This is a genomic window from Chromobacterium sp. IRSSSOUMB001 (genome assembly GCF_023507765.1).
Classification (GTDB): domain Bacteria; phylum Pseudomonadota; class Gammaproteobacteria; order Burkholderiales; family Chromobacteriaceae; genus Chromobacterium; species Chromobacterium haemolyticum.
In genome coordinates this window covers 87891-110713 of the sequence record NZ_JALCYU010000004.1, presented here as the reverse complement: position 1 = coordinate 110713, position 22823 = coordinate 87891, and the positions used below count along the sequence as shown (strand labels likewise).

The following is a 22823-nucleotide window of genomic DNA, read 5'->3' as shown; positions in this document are numbered from 1 at the left end:
TGGCTTGGTTCTTAGTGAATGCCCAGAATCTGCTTGGCTTCGGCGGGAGAGGCGATCTCGCGGCCGACTTCGCCGGCCAGGCGCGCCAGGCGCTCCACCAGTTGGGCGTTGTCGCGGGCCAGTTCGCCGTAGCGGTAATAGACGTTGTCTTCCAGGCCGGTGCGAACATGGCCGCCCAGCAGCAGGGTGTGCAGATTGATCGCCAGCTGGTGTTTGCCTATGCCCAGCGCGGACCACACGCTGTCCTGCGGAATGCTTTCGACGAAATGCAGCAGGTTCTTGCAAGTGGCGGCCGCGCCGCCCTGTATGCCCATGGCGAAGCTGAAGCACAGCGGGCCGCTCAGGTAGCCGTCTTCTTGCAGTTTCAACGCCTCGCCGATGATGCCCTGGTGGTAGACCTCGATCTCCGGCTTGGCGCGGTATTCGCGGATATCCAAGGCCAGCGCGCGCGCCAGCTCCGGCGGATTGATGAAGGGCTTGCTGCCGTGGTTGACCGAGCCGCAGTTGAAGGAGGCGATGTCGGGGCGGAAGGGCAGGTGATTCCAGGCTTCCTTCTTCTCCAGTTGCGGCGGCAGGTTGAGGCCTGAGGTGCTCAGATTGATCAGGATGTCGCAGCGCTCGCGGATGCGGCGGACGATCTCGCCGTAGACGTTCGCGTCGTAGCTGGGCGTGCCGTCCGGGTTGCGGGCGTGGATGTGGACCACCGCCGCGCCGGCGTTCCAGCATTCGTAGGCGGCCTGGGCGATTTCCTCAGGCGAGAACGGAACGCCTGGATGTTTTTGCCGGCTGGTGATGCCGCCGTTGACGGCGGCGGTGATGATGAGTTTTTGCATGGTGGGAAAGCTCATGTGAATAAAGGGTAAAAAGCGACGGCGCTCAGATCTGGTCGCCTGCGGGCGCGGTTTGAGGCTGCGCGGCGGCGGTTGGGCGCTTGGACACCAGATAAATGCCGACGCCGATCAGCACGCCGCCGATCAGTTCATGCAACGACAGCGAATAGCCGAAGGCGACAAAGGAAATCAGGGTGGCGAACAGCGGAGATAGAAACAGGAAGCCGCTGGTGCGCACCGCTCCGCCCAGGTCCAGCGCCATGAACCACAGCGCCATGGCCCCGGTGGTGGCCGGCAGCGCCAGCCACAAAAAGGCGGCCAACACCCGCTCGCTGTGCGGCGGGGCGGGGACTTCTCCGCCGGCCCAGGCCAGCAGCGCCAGGCAGGCCGAACCGACCAGCATCTGCCAGAAAGTCAGCGCCCAGACGTTGATCACGATGCGGCTGCCCTTGATCACCAGCGTGGACGCGGCCCAACAGGCCGCGCCGCACAGCACCAGCGCGTCGCCGGCGCCGAAGCCGTCCAGCTTGTTCAAGCCGATGCAGACGGCGACGCCGAAAAAAGCAAGGACCAGGCCGACGGCGGCCAGAGGGTGGATTTTTTCCTTTAGCGCCAGCCGCGACATCAAGGCCACGATCAAGGGGGTGCAGGCCATCAGGATGGCGGCCTTGGCCGGTGTGGTGCTGCGCAGCCCGATATTGAGAAAGCCCATCGAGCCGGCGGTTTGCAGCAGCCCGATCAAGGCCAGCACGCCCCAGGGGCGCGGGCGGACGAAAGCGCGCGGATAGCGGAAGCGCTGCCACAGCAGTATGGGGACGATGCCGGCGGCGGCGGCGGTGAAGCGCGCCACCGCCGCCCACAAGGGCGGCATTTCCGAAAGCACGATCTTGGAGGTGGGGAAGGTGGAGCCAAACAAAAAGGTGGCGGCCAGAATCAGCAGCCAATAGCGTTTGGCGTCGTAGTTGGGATGGGACATGGTCACCTGGCCAGGTAGCGGTTTCAATAGCTATTTATCATATTGAAACGGTTTGGCTCAGGCTTCTTGCAAGCGGACAATTACTGCTTCAAAACGGACAATCATGCTGCGCTGCGGCAAAACCGTGCCGGCGCGTGGGGCGGAGGAGAGGCTGTTCAAAGCCTCGCTCATGTGGGCGCGGCTTTGAACAGCTTATGAGATCAGGAGAAGTACTGGCTGGGGGCCGCGTTCATAATGCGGCGGAACATGGAGGAAAACGCGCCGGGGGTTTCGTAGCCCAGGTCGGAGGCAATCAGGGTGACCGGCTCGCCGGCGCCCAGCCGCGGCAGGGCCGCCATTGCGCATACTTGTTGGCGCCAGTACAGATAGGACACGCCCAACTCCTGTTGGAACAAGCGCGCCAGCGTGCGGCTGGACGCGCCCACCAGTTCCGCCCATTCGCTCAGGCCGCGGCGGTCGCCTGGATTGGCCAGAATCGCCGAGCACACCCGTTGCAAGCGCGGATCGCCCAGCGGGGGCAGCGGCAAGGCCGTTTCGCTGGACCATTCGATTTCGTCGATCAGCAAGTCCAGCAAGCGGCCTTCCTTCTGGTCCGCGTGCGGAATGCCGCGAGTGCGCATCAGGCGGATGATGAGTTCCCGCATCAGCGGCGAAATGGCGATGGCCTTGGAGCAAAGCGGCAACTGCGCCAGGTAGTGGGGAGACTGGATGTACAGCGTGCGCAGCGACACCGTGCCGCGGGCGCGCATGCTGTGTTCCACCGCCGGGGGCATCCAGACGCCGCGCTGCGGCGGCACCAGCCACAGGCCGTCGGAGGTAGACAGCTCCATCACGCCGGAGACGGCGAAAATCAGTTGGCCTTCGCGGTGTTGGTGGCGGCCGATTTGATGACCGCTAGGAAAGTCCTTGGACATGCTCCACGCGGCGAAGTCCGGTAGGACGGCGTTGGATTCTATGGCCATGCGCTTGCTTTCTTATTTGAGGGTAGCCCGGTTCCGCGCAGCTTGCGGCCCTGTTGTGCGGGCGTCTTCAGCCGTCGGTTCAGGCTCATGATACTGCAGTGCACAAAATATTCATACAGTATAAATTGTGTCTATTTCAATGCGAATGCCTTGGATCAGCGGAGCCGCCCGCCGCCGGGACAAAAGAAAACACCGCGGCCGGAGGGCCGCGGTGCGTTAGGAGGAGGGTTAAGAAGAGCGATGCTTTGTCAGAAGCTCAGCCCAAAACCGCGCGCGTAGCGCAGCGCGCCCGGCTGGCCGTTTTCGTCCAGCGCGTGGATGGCCACCGGCAGCTTGCCGCCGGGCGGGTTCGCGCCCAGCATCACGTCCACCAGCGCCGGCATGGAGGGCCCGCGCAGGCCGTTCTCATAACCGTAGTAGGAGTAGGTGGCCAGCGTGGCGTCTGCCAGATCGTCGTAATTGATCACGTCGTAAGGCGCGCGCAGGGTCACGTGGATCAGCTTCTTGCCTTGCCGCTTGGCGTATTCCATCGCATTGCGCATTTGCTGCGCCTCGCTGAGCGGCGGCGCGGACAGGCTGCGGGCGAAGCGGGTCCGGAGCGCGGGCAGGTCTTCCGCCACATTGAAGACCAGGGAACCGTTGCCGGCGGCCGGCGCCGGCTCGGTCTGCAGGCTGCGCTTCATCCGCGGCGCGATGGCCGGCGCGTTGGGGTCACCGTTGCGCTCCACTGGGCTGACGCCGGTGGCCAAGGTGCCGATGACGACCACGTCGGCCTGATCGATCGCCTGTTTCTGCGCTTCCCACGGCGTGGCGCTCAGCTTGGCGCCGCTGACTTGGCGATAGCCTTTCTCATCAAAGCGGCGACGCATCGCCTCGGCCTGTTCGCCCCAGGGCGTCAGGATGAAGATGCGCTGGCTGGGCGAGCGCAACGGCAGCGCCGCGCCCTGATTGCGCAGCAGGGTGATGGAGTGCCGGGTGATCTTATCTTCCACCGCGCGGTGTTCCGCGCCGCCTATGGTGCTCAACTCCGGCAGCGGCTTGGCTTCGCCGGCAGGGGTGACCTCGTTGCGCAACTTCATCGCCACGATGCGCCGCACCGAGCGGTCTAGTTCGGCGCGATCTATCCGTCCGTCCGCCACCGCGGCGGCCACCTGGTCGATTAATTGACGCAGCCGGCCGGCTTGCGCGGCGGTGCGGAACTCGGTGGGCATCAGCGCGATGTCGACATCGGCCTGGAACACCTTGATTACCGCGTCGGCCTGCTCGAAGAAATCGCTGATGCCCTTCATGTCCAGCGCGTCAGTGACGGTGACGCCCTGGTAGCCCATCTCGCCGCGCAGCAGATCATGCTGGATTTTGCGCGACATGGTCGCCGGCGCGATCATGCGTTCGCCGTTGCGGGCGGTGATTTGGCTGTTGTCCAGCGCCGGGTACTGGATGTGGGCGGTCATGATCATCTCCGGGGGCTGGCCGGAGGCGATGGCTTGGCGGTAGGGCGCCAGGTCGATGGCGTAGGCGTCGGCGCGGGATTTGTTGACTACCGGCAGGCCGTAGTGGGAGTCGGTGGCGGTGTCGCCGTGGCCGGGGAAGTGCTTGAAGGAACCGATCACGCCTTGCTCGCGCATGCCTTGCGTCGTGGCCTGGCCCAGCAGGCTGATGGTGGCCGGGTCGTCGCCGTAGGCGCGGACATTGATCACTGGGTTGAGCGGATTGCTGTTGACGTCCACGTCCGGGGCAAAGTTGACGTTGAAGCCGACGGCGCGGATCTCGGCGGCCAGCACGCGGCCGGAGTCGCGGGCCAGGTCGCTATCCCGAGTTGCTTCATAGGCGGCGCCCAGCGCCATATTGCCGGGAAAGCTGGTGGCCAGCGGACGCGGCAAGCGGAAGACATTGCCGCCCTCCTGGTCAGAACCAATCAACAGGCCGACCGGGCTGTTTTGCGGCCGAGCCTTGCGGATCTGCTCGGACAGGCGGCGGGTTTGCTGCAGATCGGTCAGATTGTTGGCGAACAGAATCACGCCGCCGATGGCGTTGTCGCGCAAGGCGCGGCTGGCGGCTTCCGGCAGTTCGGTCATGCCGGCGGTGCAGGCGGGCTGATCGTCCGGGCACCAGTAGCGGAAGGCCATCATGATTTTCTGGCCGATTTTCTCGCGGGGGCTCATTTGCTCGACGATGCGCGCGGCTTGCTGTTCGACGCTGGGTTGTTCCAGGCAGCCGCTCAGCAGCGCCGGCAATAGCATCAGCGCCGGTAAGCGCAGGGAGTATGGTTTAAACATGGGTCAACCTTGTGCTGAAGTGGAAACATCCGGAATGACGGGCAGGCCCGCCCGACAGCCTGCAACGCTGGTCCGGCGGACAGGCGCGAGGGCTGGATTCTCTTTTCATGAATATATTCATTTGTGAATGATTCTTGTTAGTAATGGATTGGCACGCCAGACACCCCTGCCAGGGCGCGTCCGGCGCGGAGATGCGGCTGCCGAGGTTAAAGCTTATGAAATTCAATTCTTGAAAAAGTTGCCAGTGGGGGAGAATCGTTGGGTCATAATCGCCATATCCCTTTGATTGCTCGGTGTTTTTGCCTAAATGCTTGACCCTTGTTCGGGTGCGGGAGGATAATTCATGCCTTTTTTCAAACGCTTAGCGCGATGGCGGGCCGGTCTGCCGCCGGCGCTGAGCGGTGATCTGGTTTCGGGTGGATATGGATACGATGCAGGACAGCGGAGTGCAGCATTCTAGGGTTGGGAACAGCGACGGCTTGCCGCCGCGCCGTCTATCGGTGGCGCCGATGCTGGATTGGACCGACCGTCACTACCGCTATTTCGCGCGTCAGATCACTCGGCATGCCTGGCTGTACACCGAGATGGTGACCACCGGAGCGTTGTTGCATGGCGACGTTGAACGCCACCTGCGTTTCGACGAGGCGGAACATCCGCTGGCCTTGCAACTGGGCGGCAGCGAGCCGGCGGAGCTGGCGCGTTGCGCCAAGCTGGCGGCGGAGTGGGGCTACGACGAGGTCAATCTGAACGTGGGCTGCCCGTCGGAACGGGTGCAGAAAGGCGCTTTCGGCGCCTGCCTGATGGCCGAGCCGCAGCTGGTGGCCGACTGCGTCAAAGCGATGCGCGACGCGGTGTCCATTGATGTGACGGTCAAGCACCGCATCGGCATCGACCGCATCGAGCATTACGATTACCTGAGCGATTTCGTCGGCCAGGTGGCGGACGCCGGCTGCCGCACTTTCATCGTGCATGCGCGAAACGCCATTCTCAAAGGCCTGAGCCCCAAGGAAAACCGCGAAATCCCGCCCTTGAAATACGATTACGTCTATCGGCTGAAGCAGGAGCGTCCGGATCTGGAAATCCTGATCAACGGCGGCGTCAAAAGCCAGGCCGACATTGACGAGCATCTGCGCCACGTCGACGGCGTGATGGTGGGGCGCGAGGCCTACCACAACCCCTGGCTGATGGCGGATTGGGACCAGCGCTACTACGGCGTCGCCGCCGCGCCGGAGCGAGAACAGGTGGTGGCCGCGATGATGCCCTATGTGGCGGCGCGTCTGGCCGAGGGCCACAAGACACGCAATATCGCCCGCCACATCCTGGGCCTGTTTCAGGGCATTCCCGGCGCGCGCAACTGGCGGCGCATGTTGTCCGACGCCAAATTGCTTGACGGCGCCGACCAGCGCCTGCTGCAACAGGCGCTGGAGGCGACGCTGGGCGCAGCCCGACGCGCCGAATAAACCGCCTGGCCGTTGCGGCCAGGAACGGATTCGCGGCGCCGGGGTCTGCTGTAGCAAGGCGAGAGCGTTGCTCTTGCTGAGGCAGGGCCCGACGCCGCCGTATTTAAGAGCTTGTTCAAAGTCTCGCTGGTTAGCGCGAGACAAGACCGAAACCGTTGAAGAAGCGTTAATGCGCCTACCGCGCATGGGCATCAGAACGCGACGCTTGTCGATGCTAAGCGGACTTTGAACAGGTTCTACGTCGCGGGGCTTCCCAAGAGGGAAACCCGACATGGCGGCTTGCCGCCTTTTCTGTTCGCCATGCTGGTCATGGCCGTCTGGAGGTGAATCTGAATTGAAACCGCTGAAGCTTGTCCTATTGTCCTCCATCCTGTCGTCCGCCGTCTGGGCCGGACCCAAGGACGTCTTGCACATCTATAACTGGAGCGGCTCGCTGTCGGACGCCATCCTCCGTCAGTTCGAGAAAAGCTGTGATTGCCGCGTGGTGCAGAATTACTACGGCGACAATGAGGAAATGCTGGCCAAGCTGGCGGCCGGGGCCAAGGGTTACGACATGGTGTTTCCATCCAGCTTCGTGATCCAGGCGATGAGCAAACAGAAGCTGCTGCGGCCGCTGGATCACGCCAAGCTGCCGAATCTGAAGAACGTCGACCCCGCCTACTTGTCCCAAAGCTATGATCCCGGCAACCGTTACACCGTGCCCACGGTGCTGTCGCTGACCTCGGTCGGCTACAACGCGGAGCGCTTGCAGAAACTGGGCATCGATCCGCACAGCTGGTCTGTGATCTTCGATCCCAAGGTGCTGCAGAAGATCAAGGGCAAGGTCACCGTGCTGGACAGCTCGCGCGAGGTGTTCGCCGCCGCGCTATTCTACCTGGGCAAGAACCCCAACACCGCCAGCCAGGCGGATTATCGCGCGGCGCAGGCGGTGATCAAGCAGGCCAAGCCCTACTGGGCCACCTTCTCCAACGCCAGTTATCTGAAAGAGCTGGCAGTGGGCAATATCTGGGTGTCGCTGGGCTATTCCACCGAGTTCTTCCAGGCAGCCGAGGACGCGCGGCAGGCCAAGCGCCGCTTCCACATCGCCAATGTGGCGCAGAAGGAAGGCAATGAGCTGGGCGTGGACACCATGGCGGTCCTGGCCAGCGCCAAACGCCCGGACCTGGCGCATCAGTTCATCAACTTCATGCTGGACGGCAAGAACGCCGCCCAACTGACCAACCTTAACGGCGCCACTAATCCGGTTAAAACCGCCGCTCCCTTTTTCCGCGCGGATTTGAAAGCCCATCCGGTGATCGATCCGACGCCGGACACCGTGAAGAAATGGACGGTGCTGCGTGAGCTGACGCCGGTGGAACGGCGCTCGCTGGCGCGGATGTGGACGGAAGTGAAGGTCAGCCGTTAAGCTTGTTTTGAACAAAGTCTGCTGCGCGTCGGCGATACGGCGTTGAAAACGGCTTCGAAATGCTCATGTACCACTTGTACATTCCGCTTTCTCAGCTGTTTTCGCCTTGTCTCGCGCTAGCTCGCGAGACTTTGAATAAGTTCTTATACTTATGTCCGCAGCCCCGGCGTCGTCGGGGCTGCGTTGCATTCGATGGAGTTCTCAATGTTCGACAAATTAGTGATGGCCAGCAACAACGCCGGCAAGCTGAAGGAATTCTCCTCGCTGCTGGCGCCGCTGGGCATACAAGTGATTCCGCAGGTGGAACTGCAGGTGCCGGAATGTCCGGAGCCCCACCACACTTTCCTGGAAAACGCGCTGGAAAAAGCGCGCCACGCCAGCCGCATGACCGGCTTGCCGGCGTTGGCCGACGACTCCGGCATCTGCGTCGAGGCGTTGTCCGGCGCGCCGGGCGTGTATTCGGCCCGCTACGCCGGCGAGCCCAAGTCCGATGCCGCCAACAACGCCAAGCTGGTGGCGGCGCTGCAAGGCGAAGCCAACCGCCGCGCCTGGTATTACTGCGTGCTGGTCTTGGTGCGCCACGCCGACGATCCGCAGCCGCTGGTGGCGGACGGCATGTGGTTTGGCGAAGTGAAAGACGAGGCGGCCGGCACGGGCGGCTTCGGCTACGATCCACATTTCTGGCTGCCGCAACACGGCTGTAGCGTGGCCGAACTGGATGCGGCGGAGAAGAACCGCGTCAGCCACCGCGGCCAGGCGATGCAGGCGCTGCTGGCCAAGCTGCGCGCGCTGGCATGAAGCCCTTCCTTCCTTTCTGTGCCCGGCTGAAGCGACAAGGAGCTGCAACGTGCAGGTGACCAAGATCTCGCTGTCCGCGCTTGGGGGCTTGGGCGGGCAGCCCGCTTTGACGGAGTTGCCGCCGTTGTCGCTGTACATCCATTTCCCGTGGTGCGTGCGCAAGTGCCCGTATTGCGACTTCAATTCGCACGAGCCCAAGAGCGGTTTCGACGAGATGGCCTATGTCGACGCCTTGCTGCGCGATCTGGAATTCAGCCTGCCGGAAGTCTGGGGCCGTCCCTTGACCAGCATCTTCATGGGCGGCGGCACGCCCAGCCTGTTCTCGCCGCAGGCGATGGACGCGCTGCTGGCCGGCGTGCGCGCGCGCATGCGTCTGCAGCCGGATGCGGAAATCACCATGGAAGCCAATCCCGGCACGTTCGAGGCCGAGCGTTTCCGCGGCTACCGCGAGGCCGGCATCAATCGCTTGTCCATCGGCATCCAGAGCTTCAAGCCTGCGCATTTGCAGGCGCTGGGCCGCATCCATGACGGCGAGGAGGCGTGCCGCGCCATCGACATCGCGCTCAGCCACTTCGACAACGTCAATCTGGACCTGATGTACGCGTTGCCGGGGCAGACCCTGGACGAAGCGCTGGCCGATCTGGACACCGCGCTGTCCTATGGGATTACTCATCTGTCCGCCTATCACCTGACGATAGAGCCCAACACCCTGTTTGCCGCAGAGACGCCGCGCAATCTGCCGGACGACGAAGTGTCCGCCGATATGCAGGAGGCGATCGAAGCGCGGCTCGCCGCCGCCGGTTTCGAGCACTACGAAACCTCGGCCTTCGCGCGGCCGGGCCGCCGCGCGCGGCACAATCTCAACTACTGGCAGTTCGGCGACTATGTCGGCATCGGCGCCGGCGCCCACGGCAAGATCAGCAGCCACGCCGGCATTGTCCGTCAGATGCGTCACAAGCAGCCGGCCGCCTATCTGAAAGCGGTGGCCGAGGGCAAGCCCTTGCAAAGCAGCCGCAAGGTGACGCGCGACGAACTGCCGTTCGAATTCATGATGAACCTGCTGAGGCTGACCGAAGGCTTCGAATTGCGTCTATTCCAAGAGCGCACCGGTCTGCCGCTGTCCGGCATACAATCCGCGTTGACGCAAGCCGAGGCGCAAGGCCTGATTGAGCGCGACGCCGTGATGTTACGGCCCACGCTCAAGGGCCAACGCTTCCTCAATGACTTATTAACCCTGTTCCTGAAAGAAGGAGATGAATAATGGCTAAGGAAATCATTCACACCGACAAGGCCCCGGCCGCCATCGGCGCTTACTCGCAAGCCGTGAAAGCCGGCAACACCGTTTACTTGTCCGGCCAGATCCCGCTGGACCCGGCCACCATGAACGTGGTGGAAGGCGGTTTCGCCGCTGAAACCCATCAGGTGTTCAAGAACATGAAGGCGGTATGCGAAGCCGCCGGCGGCAGCCTGGACCAGATCGTCAAACTCAACGCTTACCTGACCGACCTGTCCAATTTCGCCACCTTCAACGAAATCATGGGCCAGTATTTCAGCCAACCCTTCCCGGCGCGTGCCGCCGTGGGCGTGGCCAGCCTGCCCAAGGGCGTGTTGGTGGAGGCGGAAGCGGTTCTGGTGCTCTAAGAACCTGTTTACGATCTGCTGCGCGTTGGCGATACGGCGTTGAGAACAGCTTCAGAATGTTCATGTACCGTGTGTACATTCCGCTTTTTCGCTCGTCTTCGCCTTGTCTCGCCTTAGCTCGCGAGATCGTAAACAGGCTCTGAGCAGCCCAACTGCTCGAAATGTCAGACCACAAGGCGGCCCAGGCCGCCTTTTTTCATGTTAACTATCCGGATCGTTCATTCCTGCCGCGGAGGTCGCATGAGCATCTGGATCGCACTGTTGTTATTGCTGCCGGGCCTGGTCTGGGCCCAGGTTTACAAATGTCGGGACGCGGAAGGCGGATTGACCTACCGCGACCGGGCCTGCGCCGACGGCGGCGCGGCGGAAGCGTTCCAGCCGCCGCCGTTGAGCGTGGTGGTACAGGATGAGCGCCAGCGCCGGGGCGTGGCCGAGTCCCAGGCCCAAAGCCGGCGCTGGGCCGCCGAGGAGGCGCGCGAGGCCCGGCGGCGACAGGCGCAACGCAGCCGCGCTGAGAGTGCGCAAGCGCGGGAACTGGACAAAGCGCGTCGCCGCTGTCATGGTCTGGAGCTTCAACAGCGGCGCTTGCGGCAGTCCTTGGCGGCGGCGCCGGCCAGGAAGTCCCTGGCCGAGCGTCTGGCCGGCGTCGAGGAAAAACTGGCCGCGGCGGCGTGTCATCCATTCCGGGAGGGGGCATGAGCGGGTATTCGTTCGAATTGGTCAATGTGTTCGCCGAGGAGCGCTTTGGCGGCAATCCACTGGCGGTGTTCTCCGACGCCAGCGGGCTGGACGAGCGCGAGATGCAGCTCTTGGCCAGACAGATGAATCTGTCGGAAACCGTATTTTTGTTCCCGGACGGGGAGGCGGCTGCGCGGCTGCGCATCTTCACCCCCAGCCAGGAACTGCCGTTCGCCGGCCATCCCACGCTGGGCGCGGCGGCGGCGCTGCACTGGCGCGGGGAGCTGGACTCCCGCTTTCAGTTGCGCACCAACGCCGGCCTGATTCCCATCCTCCACAGCGACGGCGTTTACACCTTGCGGGCGAACCCGCCCAGCGCGCGCGCCGCCGGCCTCAGCCGCGCTCAGGCCGCGGCGATGCTGGGGCTGGACGAGGAGGACATCGCGCTGGAGCCGGTATGGGTGGACACCGGCAGCGAACAGCTGCTGATTCGCGCCGCCAGCGCCGGCGCGGTGTTGCGCGCCCGTCCGGTGCATGCCTTGCTGCTGCGCGACGCCACCTTGAGGCCGGGACGCAGCGTCGCCTATCTGTGGCACGAGGACGGCGGCGTCGCCACCGTGCGGCTGTTTTTCGAACAGCAGGGCGCAGTGCTGGAAGATCCAGGCACCGGATCGGCATGCGCCAATCTGGGCGGCTGGTGCGCGCTCAACGGCCTTGGGCCCTTGCAGTGGCGAGTGGAGCAGGGGGCGGCGCTGGCGCGGCCCAATGTGCTGCATCTGCAAGTGGGCGCCGAGGGCGAGATCCTAGTGGGCGGGCGAGTGCAGAGGGTAGGGCGCGGAGAGATATCTTTGTGAGTTTCATCGCTCTTCGTCTCCATTCTTGACGGCGGCATTGGCTGTTGGCATCCTAGAGCCGCTGCTCCAAACCAACGTTTCTTTTCGGCGTGCCGGCTGTTCCGGGGCGGCGTTCTGATAATTAAAAGGCCGCTGCGGCCGCCCGTTCGCGGAGCGGCCTCTCGGCCCGACTCGCGAGGAAATCAAGATGAGCAAATTCGCCAAAGCCGCCTGCCTGGCGTCCGTGCTGGGCCTGTTCAGCCACATGGCGCTGGCCGACAGCGCCGCCGGCGTCTGGAAGACGATAGACGACGAAACCAAGCAGGCCAAGGCCCTGGTGCAGATCACGGAAAGCGCCAGCGGGGAACTGAACGGCAAGATCATCAAGCTGTTCGCCAGCCCGGAAGCGGTGTGCGACAAATGCGAAGGCGATCGCAAAGGCAAGCCGGTAAACGGCATGCAAATCCTTTGGGGGCTGAAGAAAGACGGCGCAGAGTGGGGCAGCGGCAAAATTCTGGACCCCAAGTCCGGCAAGATCTACACCTCCGGCGCCAAGCTGATCGAAGATGGCAAGAAGCTGCGCGTGCGCGGCTACATTGGCCCCTTCTTCCGTTCTCAGGTGTGGGAGCGCCAGTAAGCGCAAGCGCCGCGGCGAGAATGAGCAAGGCGGGAGCGCGAACAGCTTCCGCCTTTTTCTTTATTGGGTACAATCGCTGCTGATGACCTCCCTAATCGACCCCGCCAATCAGCCGCCGGCCGTGGCGCCGGCACTGGCCAAGAAGCTGGAAAAGCTGGGCATACGCCGGCGTTTCGACCTGGTCCTGCATCTGCCGCTGCGCTATGAGGACGAGACCCATCTGTACGCCATCGCCGACGCGCCGTATGGCCAGGCGGTGCTGGTGGAGGGCGAGGTGATCGCCCATGAAATCCAGTTCCGGCCGCGCCGTCAGCTGGTGGCGCGCATTGAGGACGCCAGCGGCAGCCTGGTGCTGCGCTTCATTCATTTCTATCCCAATCAGGTCAAGCAATTCACCACCGGCAACCGGGTGCGCGCCTTGGGCGAGATCCGCCGCGGCTTCGCCGGCGACGAGATGGTGCACCCCAAAATCCGCGAAGTGGGCAATGGCGCGCCGCTGGCGGACAGCCTGACTCCGATCTATCCCACGGTCAACGGCCTCACCCAGCCGGCGCTGCGCAAGCTGATCCATGCCGAGCTGGACAGCCAGCCTTTGGGCGAGACGCTGCCGGAGGAACTGGCCGCGCCGTTGCGGCTGACGCTGTTCGCCGAGGCGATCCGCCTGCTGCACTTGCCAACGCCGGATTACAGCGCCAGCCAATTGGCCGACCCTAGACTGCCGGCCTGGCAGCGGCTCAAGTTCGACGAATTGCTGGCGCAGCAGCTGTCGATGCGTTTGGCCTATCGCGCTCGACGGCTGGGCCGCGCGCCGCCGCTGCGCGGCGACGGCATGTTGAGCCGAGCGTTGGTCGAGCGCCTGCCGTTCTCGCTGACTGGCGCGCAGCAACGGGCCTTGGCTGAAGTCCGCGCCGACCTGACTCAGCCGCATCCGATGCACCGTCTGCTGCAAGGCGACGTGGGCAGCGGGAAGACCATCGTCGCGGCCCTGGCCGCCTTGACCGCGATTGAATCCGGCTACCAAGTGGCGCTGATGGCGCCGACCGAGATTCTGGCGGAGCAGCACTTCCTCAAACTGTCCGCCTGGCTGGAGCCCTTGGGCGTTCCCGTGCGCTGGCTGGCCGGCAGCTTGCGCAAGAAGCAAAAGCAAGAAGCGATGGCGGCGATCACCAGCGGCGAAACGCGGCTGGCGGTGGGCACCCATGCCTTGTTCCAGGACGAGGTGGCCTTCCATCGCCTGGGCCTGGTCATTGTCGACGAGCAACACCGTTTCGGCGTCGGCCAGCGGCTGGCGTTGAAGGAGAAGGGTGGCGAGCCGCACCAGCTGATGATGTCGGCGACGCCGATTCCGCGCACGCTGGCGATGAGTTTCTATGCCGATCTCGACGTGTCGGTGATAGACGAACTGCCGCCGGGGCGCACGCCCATCGTCACCAAGCTAATCAATAGCGCGCGCCGCGAGGAGATCATCGCCCACGTGGCCAAGACCTGCGCCGACGGGCAGCAGGCCTACTGGGTGTGCCCGCTGATCGAAGAATCGGAAACCCTGCAATTGCAGACCGCGGTGGACACCCATCAGCAACTCACCGCCGACCTGCCGCAGCTTGGCGTCGGGCTGGTGCATGGCCGGATGAAGGCGGACGAAAAAGCGGCGGTGATGGCGGCTTTTGCCCGAAACGAACTGCAAGTGTTGGTGGCCACCACGGTGATCGAGGTGGGCGTGGACGTGCCTAACGCCAGCTTGATGGTGATAGAGCACGCAGAGCGCATGGGCCTGGCTCAGTTGCACCAGCTGCGCGGCCGGGTGGGGCGCGGCAGCGCGCGCAGCGTCTGCGTGCTGATGTTCGACAATCCGTTATCCGACTTGGCCAAGGCGCGCTTGAAAGTGATTTACGAGAATGTTGATGGTTTCGAGATCGCGCGGCAGGACTTGCTGATTCGCGGGCCCGGCGAACTACTGGGCGCACGCCAGAGCGGCCTGCCCATGCTGCGCTTCGCCAATCTGGAGGAGGACCTGGAACTGTTGGAGGCGGCGCGGGAACTGGCGCCCTTGCTGCTGGAGCGCCACCCGCAGGCGGTGGATGCTCATCTGGACCGTTGGCTGGCGGGGCGCGAGCAGTTTCTCAAGGCTTAAGTGCGTCATGGCGAGTGCAAAAAAAAAAGCGCCTCGGCTGGGGGGCTGAGGCGCAAAGGGATTGCTGCAAACAACAAAGGAGAAACCATGATGAAGCGAGCAAATATTAGCAATTTATAAAATATTGGCACAAGCAGTGCCGGCTTAAAGCTTGACCCAGGTCAATCGAAAATTTTCCGACAAGGAAATGCCAAAAGAAAAAGCCACCGCAATGCGGTGGCTTTGACTTTCTCGACAGCCTTAGAGCCTGTTCAAAGTCTCGCGAGCAAGGGCGAGACAAGGCGAAAACAAGCGAAAAAGCGGAATGTACAAGTGGTACATGAGCATTTTGAGCTTGTTTTCAACGCCGTATCGCTGAAGCGCAGGTTCTTAGAAGAGGCAGGGAAGACCTTATATTACAACCAGAGCGAGGCCACGTAGTACAGTCCGCCCGCCAGCAACATCGATACCGGCAGCGTGAACAGCCAGGCCAATGCGATCGAGCGGATAGTGGACATCTGCAAGCCGGCCTTGTCCGCCACCATGGTGCCGGCCACGGCGCTGGACAGCACCTGAGTGGTGGATACCGGGAAGCCGAACTGGCTGGCGAGGCCGATGGAGATGGCGGCGGTCATTTGCGCGGATACGCCCTGAGCGTAAGTCATGTCTTTCTTGCCAATGCCTTCGCCCACGGTTTTCACCACGCGGCGCCAGCCGACCATGGTGCCGATGCCAAGGGACAGCGCCACGGCGACGATCACCCAGGTGGGCGCGTATTCAGTGGTGGTGGTCAAATCCTTGCGCAGGTTCTGCAGCATCTGCTTGTCGTCGGCGGACAGCTTGGGCAGGGCGGAGGCCTTCTTGGCGGCGTCGTCCAGGCACAGCAGTTCGGTGCGCACATTCCAGCGCTGTTCGGAGCTCAGCGCATGGTAGTCGCCGCCGTCGCCCATGGTGTTCAGCAGGCGCTTGACGGTGTCGCCGGTTTCCAGCGGGTGGCATTCGTACTGGCTGGAGCCCTTGGACGGCACGATGATCTTGCTCAGTTCGACTTGATGACGCTCGTAGAACTTCTGCAAGTGAATGGCGGCGTCGCGAGTGCGGTCCAGCTGGTAGGGCGTGCTGTCCAGATCCAGCACGAACTTGGCCGGCACGATGCCGATCAGCACCAGCATGATCAGGCCGACGCCTTTCTGGCCGTCGTTGGAGCCGTGGGCGAAGCTGACGCCCATGGAAGACACGATCAGCATGAAGCGGGTCCAGAACGGCGGATGTTTACGGCCTTCGACCTGCTGGCGTTGGTAAGGGGTCTTGTGCACATTGCTGTGAGGCCGGTAGCGCCGCAGCAGGATGACGATCAGCGCGGCGAGCAAGGCGCCCACCAGTGGCGAGGCCAGCAGCGAGGCGCCGACGTCGATGGCCTTGCTCCAGTTGATGCCATGGGACAGCGAAGTGCCGTGGATGAGGCTGTTGGCCACGCCCACGCCCAGAATGGCGCCGATCAGCGTGTGGCTGCTGGAGGCGGGCAGGCCGAAGTACCACGTGCCCAGGTTCCAGGCGATGGCGGCGGTCAGCAGCGCGAACACCATGGCCATGCCGCGGGTAGTGTTGATCGAGATCAGCAGGTCCACGGGCAGCAAGTGCACGATGGCGTAGGCTACGGCGAGGCCGCCGGTGATGACGCCGAGGAAATTGAAAATACCGGAGTAGAACACCGCGAGGCGCGGTTTCATCGACTGGGTATAGATAACGGTAGCCACCGCGTTGGCAGTGTCATGGAAGCCGTTGATGAACTCAAAGGCGAGCACGAAGCCCAGGGAAAGCACCAGGGTGATGGCGACGTGGGTCTCAAGCCCGGAAAACAGGTCCAACATGGTGAAATGTGCACACAGTATCGTAAAGGCGGGATTGTTGTGTCCAAGGCCAATGCCGTCAAGTACTTATAAAAAAAAAATAAATGGTGTCGTATTTGCCGGCAAACCATGTGGAATCGCCTTGACAGACCGGTCCGGGAGGCCGGCTGATTTAGGCGGTTTTTTGCCGCCGTCATGCGCTTTTCCGCGCCTGCGAACGCCAAAAGCCGTCATGCCGGAAACGGTCATGACGGCGGTCTGCGAGCTGGGGCGGAATCAGCCGAACTTGCCGGTGATGTAGTCTTCGGTGGCCTTCTTCTGCGGAGTGGTGAAGATGGAGTCGGTGTCGCCGAACTCGATCAGTTCGCCCAAATACATATAGGCGGTGTAGTCCGACACCCGAGCCGCCTGCTGCATATTGTGGGTGACGATGGCGATGGTGTAGTCCTCTTTGAGCTCATGAATCAGCTCTTCGATGTGAGCGGTGGAAATCGGATCCAGCGCCGAGGTGGGCTCGTCCAGCAGCAGCACCTCCGGCTTGGACGCCACCGCGCGCGCGATGCACAGCCGCTGCTGCTGGCCGCCGGACAGCGAATTGCCGGACTGCTTGAGCTTGTCCTTGACCTCGTCCCACAGCGCGGCCTTGCGCAGCGCCCATTCCACCCGGTCCTCCATCTCGCCCTTGGACAGTTTTTCGTAGAGCTTCACGCCGAAGGTGATGTTGTCGTAGATGGACATCGGGAACGGGGTGGGCTTCTGGAACACCATGCCCACTTTGGCACGCAGCAGGTTGACGTCCACGTCGCGGCCCAGGACATTGTGGCCGTCCAGCAGGATGTCGCCCTCGGCGCGCAGGCCGGGGTAGAGCTCGTACATGCGGTTGAAGGTGCGCAGCAGCGTGGATTTGCCGCAGCCGGACGGGCCGATGAAGGCGGTGACCTTGCGCGAAGCGATCTCCAGCTGGATGTTCTTCAGCGCGTGGAAATTACCGTAAAAGAAGTTCAGATTCTTGACCTGAAGCTTGGAGTGGATTTCAGCCATGGTCTGCAAGCCTTAATGCGATTGGTTTTTCTGGCTGCCCATCCAGCGGGCAACGATGTTCAGCGTCAGCACGCTGAAGGTGATCAACAGGGAGCCGGCCCAGGCCAGCTTGTGCCAGTCCTCGTACGGGCTCATCGCGAACTGGAAGATCACAATGGGCAGGTTGGCCATCGGCTGGTTCATATTGCTGTTGAAGAACTGGTTGTTCAGCGCGGTGAACAGCAGCGGCGCGGTTTCGCCGGAAATGCGCGCCACCGCCAGCAGAATGCCGGTCAACACGCCGGCCTTGGCCGAGCGCAAGGTGACGTGCAAGGTGACCTTCCACTGCGGCGCGCCCAGCGCCGACGCCGCTTCGCGCAGGCTGCCCGGCACCAGGCGCAGCATGTTCTCGGTGGTGCGCACCACCACCGGAATCACCAGGATGGCCAGCGCGAAGGAGCCGGCCCAGCCGGAGAAGTGGCCGACCGACACCACGTAGACCTCGTAGATGAACAGGCCGATGACGATGGACGGCGCGGACAGCAGGATGTCGTTGATGAAGCGGGTGGCCGGCGCCAGCCAGCCGCGCTGGCCGAACTCGGCCAGATAGATGCCGGCCAGGATGCCGATCGGTGTGCCGAACAGGGTGCCGAAGGCCGTCATCATCAGGCTGCCGTAAATGGCGTTGGCCAAGCCGCCGGTGCTGCCCGGCGGTGGCGTGCTGGCGGTGAACACCTCCCAGTTGAGTCCGGACAAGCCGTGCTGCAGCAAGGTGCTCAGAATCCAGAACAGCCAGAACAGGCCGAAGGCCATGGTGAACATCGACGCGCCCATATTGATGCGGTTCACCAGCCGGCGGCGGCGGTAAACGCTGCTGTCGGCCTTGGAGGAAATGGCGGATTGGGGCGGGCGCAGGGCGGAATTCATAACGGTTTGGCTCATGCGGTTAGCGTCTCTCGTGTTCAGGACGGGCGACCTTCCTGTTTCTTCAGGCGCAGCAACAACAGTTTGGAGCACGCCAGCACCACGAAGGTGATGAAGAACAGGATCAGGCCCAGTTGAATCAGGGAGGAGAGATAAAGCTCGCCATTGGCTTCGGCGAATTCATTCGCCAGAGAGGAGGCGATGGAATTGCCCGGCTCGAACAGGCCGGCGGCGAAGCGGGTGGAGTTGCCGATGACGAAGGTCACCGCCATGGTCTCGCCCAGCGCGCGGCCCAAGCCGAGCATGATGCCGCCGACCACGCCGGTCTTGGTGTAAGGCAGCACCACATAGCGCACCACTTCCCAGGTGGTGGAGCCCAGACCGTAGGCGGACTCCTTCAGCATCACCGGCACCACTTCGAACACATCGCGCATCACCGAGGCGATGAAGGGGATGATCATGATGGCCAGGATCAGCCCGGCGGTGAAAATGCCAATGCCCATCGGCGCGCCCTGGAACAGCACGCCCAGCAGAGGGATATTGCCCAGGGTGTCGGTCAGCAGCGGCTGCACGTGGTCGGCGAAAATGGGAGCGAACACGAACAGGCCCCACATGCCGTAGATGATGGACGGAATACCCGCCAGCAGTTCCACCGCGATGCCCAGCGGCCGCTTCAGCCAGGTGGGGCACAATTCGGTCAGGAACAGGGCAATGCCGAAGCTGACCGGCACGCCGATCAGCAGGGCGATGAAAGAGGTGGCCAGGGTGCCGAAAATGGGCACCAGCGCGCCAAATTGCTCATTGACCGGATCCCAGTCGCTGGTGACCAGAAACTTGAAGCCGAAGGCTTGAATGCTGGGCAGCGCGCCGATCAACAGCGAAATCAGGATGCCCACCAGCAAGGCCAGCACCAGGAAGGCGAAGAAACGGGTAACCCAGCGGAACAGATTGTCCAGCAGCAGCTGGGTTTTGATTTGCTGCGAGTGACTCAACTTTTGCATATGCATGCTCATTTATCAGACAAAAAGCCGGGGAAGCCTTCCCCGGCCTGCGTGCATGGTATGCGGCTCAGTTCCACACCGATTTGCCGCTGTTGTCGGCAATTTGCTTCCAGCTGGCGCGAATCACGCCCTTGATCGCATCCGGCATCGGGATGTAGTCCAGATCCAGCGCGGTCTTGTCGCCGTTCTTGTAAGCCCAGTCGAAGAATTTCAACACTTCGCCGCCTTGAGCCGGCTTGTCCTGCTTCTTGTGCATCAAGATGAAGGTGGCGCCGGCGATGGGCCAGCTGTCCTTGCCCGGCTGGTTGGTCAGCAGCAGGTAGAAGCCCGGCGCTTTTTTCCAGTCGGCGTTGGCGGCGGCGGCCTTGAAGCTGGACTCATCCGGCTTCACGAAGCTGCCGGCCTGGTTCTGCATCAGGCCGAAGGCCAACTTGTTCTGCTTGGCGTAGGCGTATTCCACGTAGCCGATCGCGCCCTTGATGCGGGTCACGTAGTTGGCCACGCCTTCATTGCCTTTGCCGCCCACCGGGTTGCCTTTCCAGCTGACCGCGGTGTTGGAGCCGACTTCCTTGGCCCAGTCCGGAGAGACCTTGGACAGGTAGTTGGTGAAGATGAAGGTGGTGCCGGAACCGTCGGAGCGACGCACCACGGAGATGCGCAGGTCCGGCAGTTTGACGCCGGGATTCAGCTTGGCGATGGCCGGGTCGTTCCACTTGGCGACTTTGCCCAAGTAGATGTCCGCCAGCAGCGGGCCGGTGAACTTCACCTGTCCCGGAGCGATGCCGGGCACGTTCAGCACCGGCACCACGCCGCCGATCACGGTGGGGAATTGGGTCAGGCCGGATTTTTCCAGCTCTTCCGGCTTCAGCGGCATGTCGGACGCGCCGAAGTCCACGGTCTTGGACTGGATCTGCTTGATGCCGCCGCCGGAGCCGATGGACTGGTAGTTCAGGTTGTTGTTGGTGCCGGCTTTGTAGGCGGCGGCCCATTTGGCGTACAGCGGGTACGGGAAGGTAGCGCCCGCGCCGGTGATGTCGGCGGCCGCGGCCGCGCCGGACAGGCAGACGGAACCGAGAACAAACGATGCGGCCAGACGAACAGACTGTTTCATGCCTACTCCTGAGAATGGATGAGGTGCGTGGTAATGGGCGCATGCTAAGACGGAAATTTTTCAGGAATATTACAAGTCGTGGAAACGGCTTCGTTTGCGGACAATCAATGTCAGCTGGATGTCAGTTTGAGCCAACAAGGCGGCTGCGGATATAATCGGCTGATATTCGAGAATCGCGGGAGGCGGAAATGGCCGGCAAGCTGGTAATTGGCAACTGGAAGATGAATACCCGCGCCGACAGCGCTCAGACGCTGTTGCAGGCGCTGCTGGCGGATGAGACGAGCAACCGCGATTGGGTGGGCGTGGCCGCGCCGGCCGTCTACCTGGCCGGCCTGGCGGAACGGCTGCGCGGTCAGCCGCTCCGGCTGTGCGCGCAGGATGTCAGCGCCTTCGATCAAGACGGCGCCTTCACCGGCGAAACCAGCGCCGCGATGCTGGCCGATATCGGCTGCGGCTACACTTTGGTGGGTCACTCGGAGCGCCGCCAGTATTTCGGCGAGAGCAACGCCGCTTTGTTGCGGAAGATGCGGAACGCCATCGCGGCCGGCCTGGTGCCGGTGCTGTGCGTGGGCGAGACCCTGGAAGAGCGGGAGGCCGGCCGTCAGCTAGAGGTGATTAGAGATCAGCTTGCGCTTCTGTCCGAGATAGACCATGGTGAATACGTTGTGGCTTATGAACCGGTCTGGGCGATCGGCACCGGCAAGGTGGCGACGCTGGCGCAAATCGCCGAAATCCACGGCGCGATCAAAAAATGGTGCTTGCAAAACGTCAAGGCCTCCGATAATATTCGCGTCCTCTACGGCGGCAGTGTCAAGGCAGAGAATGCCGAAGCGATTCTGGCGACTGAAAATGTCGACGGAGCCCTTGTTGGAGGGGCATCTCTGGACGCCGGTTCATTCAGGGCAATTTGCCAAGCCGCAGGAAAATTGATATAGTATGGAACTTATTAAGACGCTTATTTGGATCGTAAATCTCCTGTCTGCAGGGACTATTATCGTGCTGGTTTTGATGCAGCACGGCAAAGGCGCGGACATGGGGGCGGCTTTCGGTAGCGGCTCTTCCGGTAGCTTGTTCGGCGCGTCTGGTTCTGCGAATTTCTTGAGTAGGACAACCGCTGTCGCAGCGGCCGTGTTCTTCTCGACTTCCCTTGCTCTGGTTTTTCTGTCTGGGGGCGGAAAAAGCGATTTGGGCGTAATGGGAGCCAAGGTTGAACAGGTTGCACCGCAAATCCCGGCCGGTGTGCCTAGCGATAAAGCTTCGGGTACGGCATCGAAAATACCGGAGTAACAATTAAAGCTTGCTGTGCCGACATGGTGAAATTGGTAGACACGCTATCTTGAGGGGGTAGTGGCGAAAGCTGTGTGAGTTCGAGTCTCACTGTCGGCACCACCATTCAAAAACAGGCCACCGGGACTCCGGTGGCCTGTTTTATTTGGAGCCAAAGGGGGGTAACCCCCTTTATTTCGTGGGGGTGTACGGGAAATGCTGCAAAATTACTTTCCCATTCTGCTGTTTGTCATGGTCGGACTGTTGGTCGGCGTAGGCCCTATTTTATTGGGCAAACTGCTGGCTCCCAATCGTCCCGATCCTGAGAAACTGTCTCCGTATGAGTGCGGCTTCGAGGCTTTCGAAGACGCTCGCATGAAGTTTGACGTCCGCTATTATCTGATAGCCATCCTCTTCATCCTGTTCGACCTAGAGGTCGCTTTCCTGCTGCCGTGGGCCGTGGTGTTGAAGGAGTTGGGGACTTATGGTCTGGGCGTCATGGTGGAGTTCCTGGGCGTGTTGACCCTGGGCTTCGTCTACATGTGGAAAAAAGGAGCTCTGGAATGGGAGTAGAAGGTATTCTGGAGAAAGGGTTTGTCACCACAACGGCTGACAAGCTCATCAATTACACCCGAACCGGTTCGCTGTGGCCGATGACCTTTGGTCTGGCCTGTTGCGCGGTGGAGATGATGCACGCCGGCGCGGCGCGTTACGATCTGGACCGTTTCGGCATCGTGTTCCGTCCCAGCCCGCGCCAGTCCGATCTGATGATCGTGGCCGGCACGCTGTGCAACAAGATGGCTCCGGCCCTGCGCAAGGTTTACGACCAGATGGCCGAGCCTCGCTGGGTGATCTCGATGGGGTCCTGTGCCAACGGCGGCGGCTATTACCATTATTCCTATTCAGTCGTGCGAGGCTGCGACCGCATTGTGCCGGTCGACGTCTACGTGCCCGGCTGTCCGCCAACTGCAGAGGCCTTGCTGTACGGCATCATTCAGCTGCAGAACAAGATCAAACGCACCAACACCATCGCCCGCTAAGGTAG

22 protein-coding genes and 1 tRNA gene are annotated in these 22823 nt (G+C 62.4%); 14 read left to right on the top strand and 9 right to left on the bottom strand.

Going from position 1 to position 22823, the window contains the following annotated elements:
- Window positions 1-11: 11 nt before the first annotated feature.
- From MOV80_RS06580 to MOV80_RS06565, 4 genes are all read right to left on the bottom strand, one after another.
- Window positions 12-833 (bottom strand): 3-keto-5-aminohexanoate cleavage protein, encoded by an 822-nt coding sequence (locus tag MOV80_RS06580; RefSeq protein ID WP_019104489.1) that lies wholly within the window; start codon window positions 831-833, stop codon window positions 12-14.
- A gap of 43 nt (window positions 834-876) precedes the next feature.
- The gene (locus tag MOV80_RS06575) at window positions 877-1806 is read right to left on the bottom strand and encodes a DMT family transporter (protein ID WP_043642301.1); all 930 of its coding nucleotides are present in this window, start codon (window positions 1804-1806) and stop codon (window positions 877-879) included.
- Window positions 1807-2006: 200 nt separating this feature from the next.
- The gene (locus MOV80_RS06570) at window positions 2007-2768 is read right to left on the bottom strand and encodes a helix-turn-helix transcriptional regulator (RefSeq protein ID WP_198001601.1); all 762 of its coding nucleotides are present in this window, start codon (window positions 2766-2768) and stop codon (window positions 2007-2009) included.
- 248 nt (window positions 2769-3016) lie between these two features.
- Complete coding sequence (locus MOV80_RS06565) at window positions 3017-5044, bottom strand: glycoside hydrolase family 3 protein (protein WP_249604942.1); 2028 nt, start codon at window positions 5042-5044, stop codon at window positions 3017-3019.
- Between the two features lie 446 nt (window positions 5045-5490).
- Between MOV80_RS06565 and dusA the strand changes: the two genes are divergently transcribed.
- The 9 genes from dusA (at window position 5491) to recG (ending at window position 14627) form a co-directional block, all read left to right on the top strand.
- Complete coding sequence (gene dusA / locus MOV80_RS06560) at window positions 5491-6504, top strand: tRNA dihydrouridine(20/20a) synthase DusA (protein ID WP_345944379.1); 1014 nt, start codon at window positions 5491-5493, stop codon at window positions 6502-6504.
- A gap of 334 nt (window positions 6505-6838) precedes the next feature.
- Window positions 6839-7909 (top strand): spermidine/putrescine ABC transporter substrate-binding protein, encoded by a 1071-nt coding sequence (locus MOV80_RS06555; protein WP_019104484.1) that lies wholly within the window; start codon window positions 6839-6841, stop codon window positions 7907-7909.
- 204 nt (window positions 7910-8113) lie between these two features.
- A complete protein-coding gene (gene rdgB / locus MOV80_RS06550) occupies window positions 8114-8707 on the top strand; it encodes an RdgB/HAM1 family non-canonical purine NTP pyrophosphatase (protein WP_019104483.1) in 594 nt (197 codons plus the stop codon).
- 49 nt (window positions 8708-8756) lie between these two features.
- Window positions 8757-9968 (top strand): radical SAM family heme chaperone HemW, encoded by a 1212-nt coding sequence (gene hemW, locus MOV80_RS06545; protein ID WP_249604941.1) that lies wholly within the window; start codon window positions 8757-8759, stop codon window positions 9966-9968.
- Window positions 9968-10348: a RidA family protein gene (locus MOV80_RS06540; RefSeq protein ID WP_043642167.1), complete on the top strand. Its 381-nt coding sequence runs from the start codon at window positions 9968-9970 to the stop codon at window positions 10346-10348. Before hemW ends, MOV80_RS06540 begins: the two co-directional genes overlap by 1 nt.
- A 240-nt stretch (window positions 10349-10588) precedes the next feature.
- Window positions 10589-11047 (top strand): DUF4124 domain-containing protein, encoded by a 459-nt coding sequence (locus tag MOV80_RS06535; protein WP_162787864.1) that lies wholly within the window; start codon window positions 10589-10591, stop codon window positions 11045-11047.
- The gene (locus MOV80_RS06530; RefSeq protein ID WP_249604940.1) at window positions 11044-11880 is read left to right on the top strand and encodes a PhzF family phenazine biosynthesis protein; all 837 of its coding nucleotides are present in this window, start codon (window positions 11044-11046) and stop codon (window positions 11878-11880) included. Before MOV80_RS06535 ends, MOV80_RS06530 begins: the two co-directional genes overlap by 4 nt.
- Window positions 11881-12067: 187 nt before the next feature.
- Window positions 12068-12496 (top strand): DUF2147 domain-containing protein, encoded by a 429-nt coding sequence (locus MOV80_RS06525; RefSeq protein ID WP_118268277.1) that lies wholly within the window; start codon window positions 12068-12070, stop codon window positions 12494-12496.
- 82 nt (window positions 12497-12578) lie between these two features.
- Entirely contained in the window at window positions 12579-14627 is a 2049-nt protein-coding gene (gene recG, locus MOV80_RS06520; RefSeq protein ID WP_249604939.1) for an ATP-dependent DNA helicase RecG, read from the top strand.
- A gap of 395 nt (window positions 14628-15022) precedes the next feature.
- Here the strand turns inward: recG and MOV80_RS06515 are convergent, their stop codons facing one another.
- The 5 genes from MOV80_RS06515 to pstS all read right to left on the bottom strand — a co-directional run bounded on the left by MOV80_RS06515 (window position 15023) and on the right by pstS (window position 20512).
- Window positions 15023-16477 carry an inorganic phosphate transporter gene (locus MOV80_RS06515; RefSeq protein WP_081574191.1) on the bottom strand — a complete coding sequence of 485 codons (1455 nt, stop codon included), beginning with the start codon at window positions 16475-16477 and terminating at the stop codon, window positions 15023-15025.
- A 255-nt stretch (window positions 16478-16732) separates the two neighbouring features.
- Window positions 16733-17497 (bottom strand): phosphate ABC transporter ATP-binding protein PstB, encoded by a 765-nt coding sequence (gene pstB, locus MOV80_RS06510; RefSeq protein WP_043590752.1) that lies wholly within the window; start codon window positions 17495-17497, stop codon window positions 16733-16735.
- A 12-nt stretch (window positions 17498-17509) separates the two neighbouring features.
- Window positions 17510-18403 (bottom strand): phosphate ABC transporter permease PstA, encoded by an 894-nt coding sequence (gene pstA, locus MOV80_RS06505; protein ID WP_019103114.1) that lies wholly within the window; start codon window positions 18401-18403, stop codon window positions 17510-17512.
- Between the two features lie 35 nt (window positions 18404-18438).
- On the bottom strand, window positions 18439-19401 hold the full coding sequence (gene pstC / locus MOV80_RS06500) for a phosphate ABC transporter permease subunit PstC (RefSeq protein WP_019103115.1): 963 nt from the start codon (window positions 19399-19401) through the stop codon (window positions 18439-18441).
- A gap of 67 nt (window positions 19402-19468) precedes the next feature.
- Window positions 19469-20512 (bottom strand): phosphate ABC transporter substrate-binding protein PstS, encoded by a 1044-nt coding sequence (gene pstS / locus MOV80_RS06495; protein ID WP_043590754.1) that lies wholly within the window; start codon window positions 20510-20512, stop codon window positions 19469-19471.
- Between the two features lie 188 nt (window positions 20513-20700).
- Here pstS and tpiA point away from each other — a divergent pair, with 188 nt between their 5' ends.
- From tpiA to MOV80_RS06470, 5 genes are all read left to right on the top strand, one after another.
- The gene (gene tpiA, locus MOV80_RS06490) at window positions 20701-21447 is read left to right on the top strand and encodes a triose-phosphate isomerase (protein ID WP_043590756.1); all 747 of its coding nucleotides are present in this window, start codon (window positions 20701-20703) and stop codon (window positions 21445-21447) included.
- A gap of 1 nt (window position 21448) precedes the next feature.
- On the top strand, window positions 21449-21799 hold the full coding sequence (secG, locus tag MOV80_RS06485; RefSeq protein ID WP_194427681.1) for a preprotein translocase subunit SecG: 351 nt from the start codon (window positions 21449-21451) through the stop codon (window positions 21797-21799).
- A 17-nt stretch (window positions 21800-21816) separates the two neighbouring features.
- Window positions 21817-21901: transfer RNA gene (locus MOV80_RS06480), tRNA-Leu, on the top strand.
- A 93-nt stretch (window positions 21902-21994) separates the two neighbouring features.
- Window positions 21995-22351: an NADH-quinone oxidoreductase subunit A gene (locus MOV80_RS06475; protein WP_019103472.1), complete on the top strand. Its 357-nt coding sequence runs from the start codon at window positions 21995-21997 to the stop codon at window positions 22349-22351.
- A complete protein-coding gene (locus MOV80_RS06470; protein WP_019103471.1) occupies window positions 22342-22818 on the top strand; it encodes an NADH-quinone oxidoreductase subunit B in 477 nt (158 codons plus the stop codon). Before MOV80_RS06475 ends, MOV80_RS06470 begins: the two co-directional genes overlap by 10 nt.
- Window positions 22819-22823: the final 5 nt, after the last annotated feature.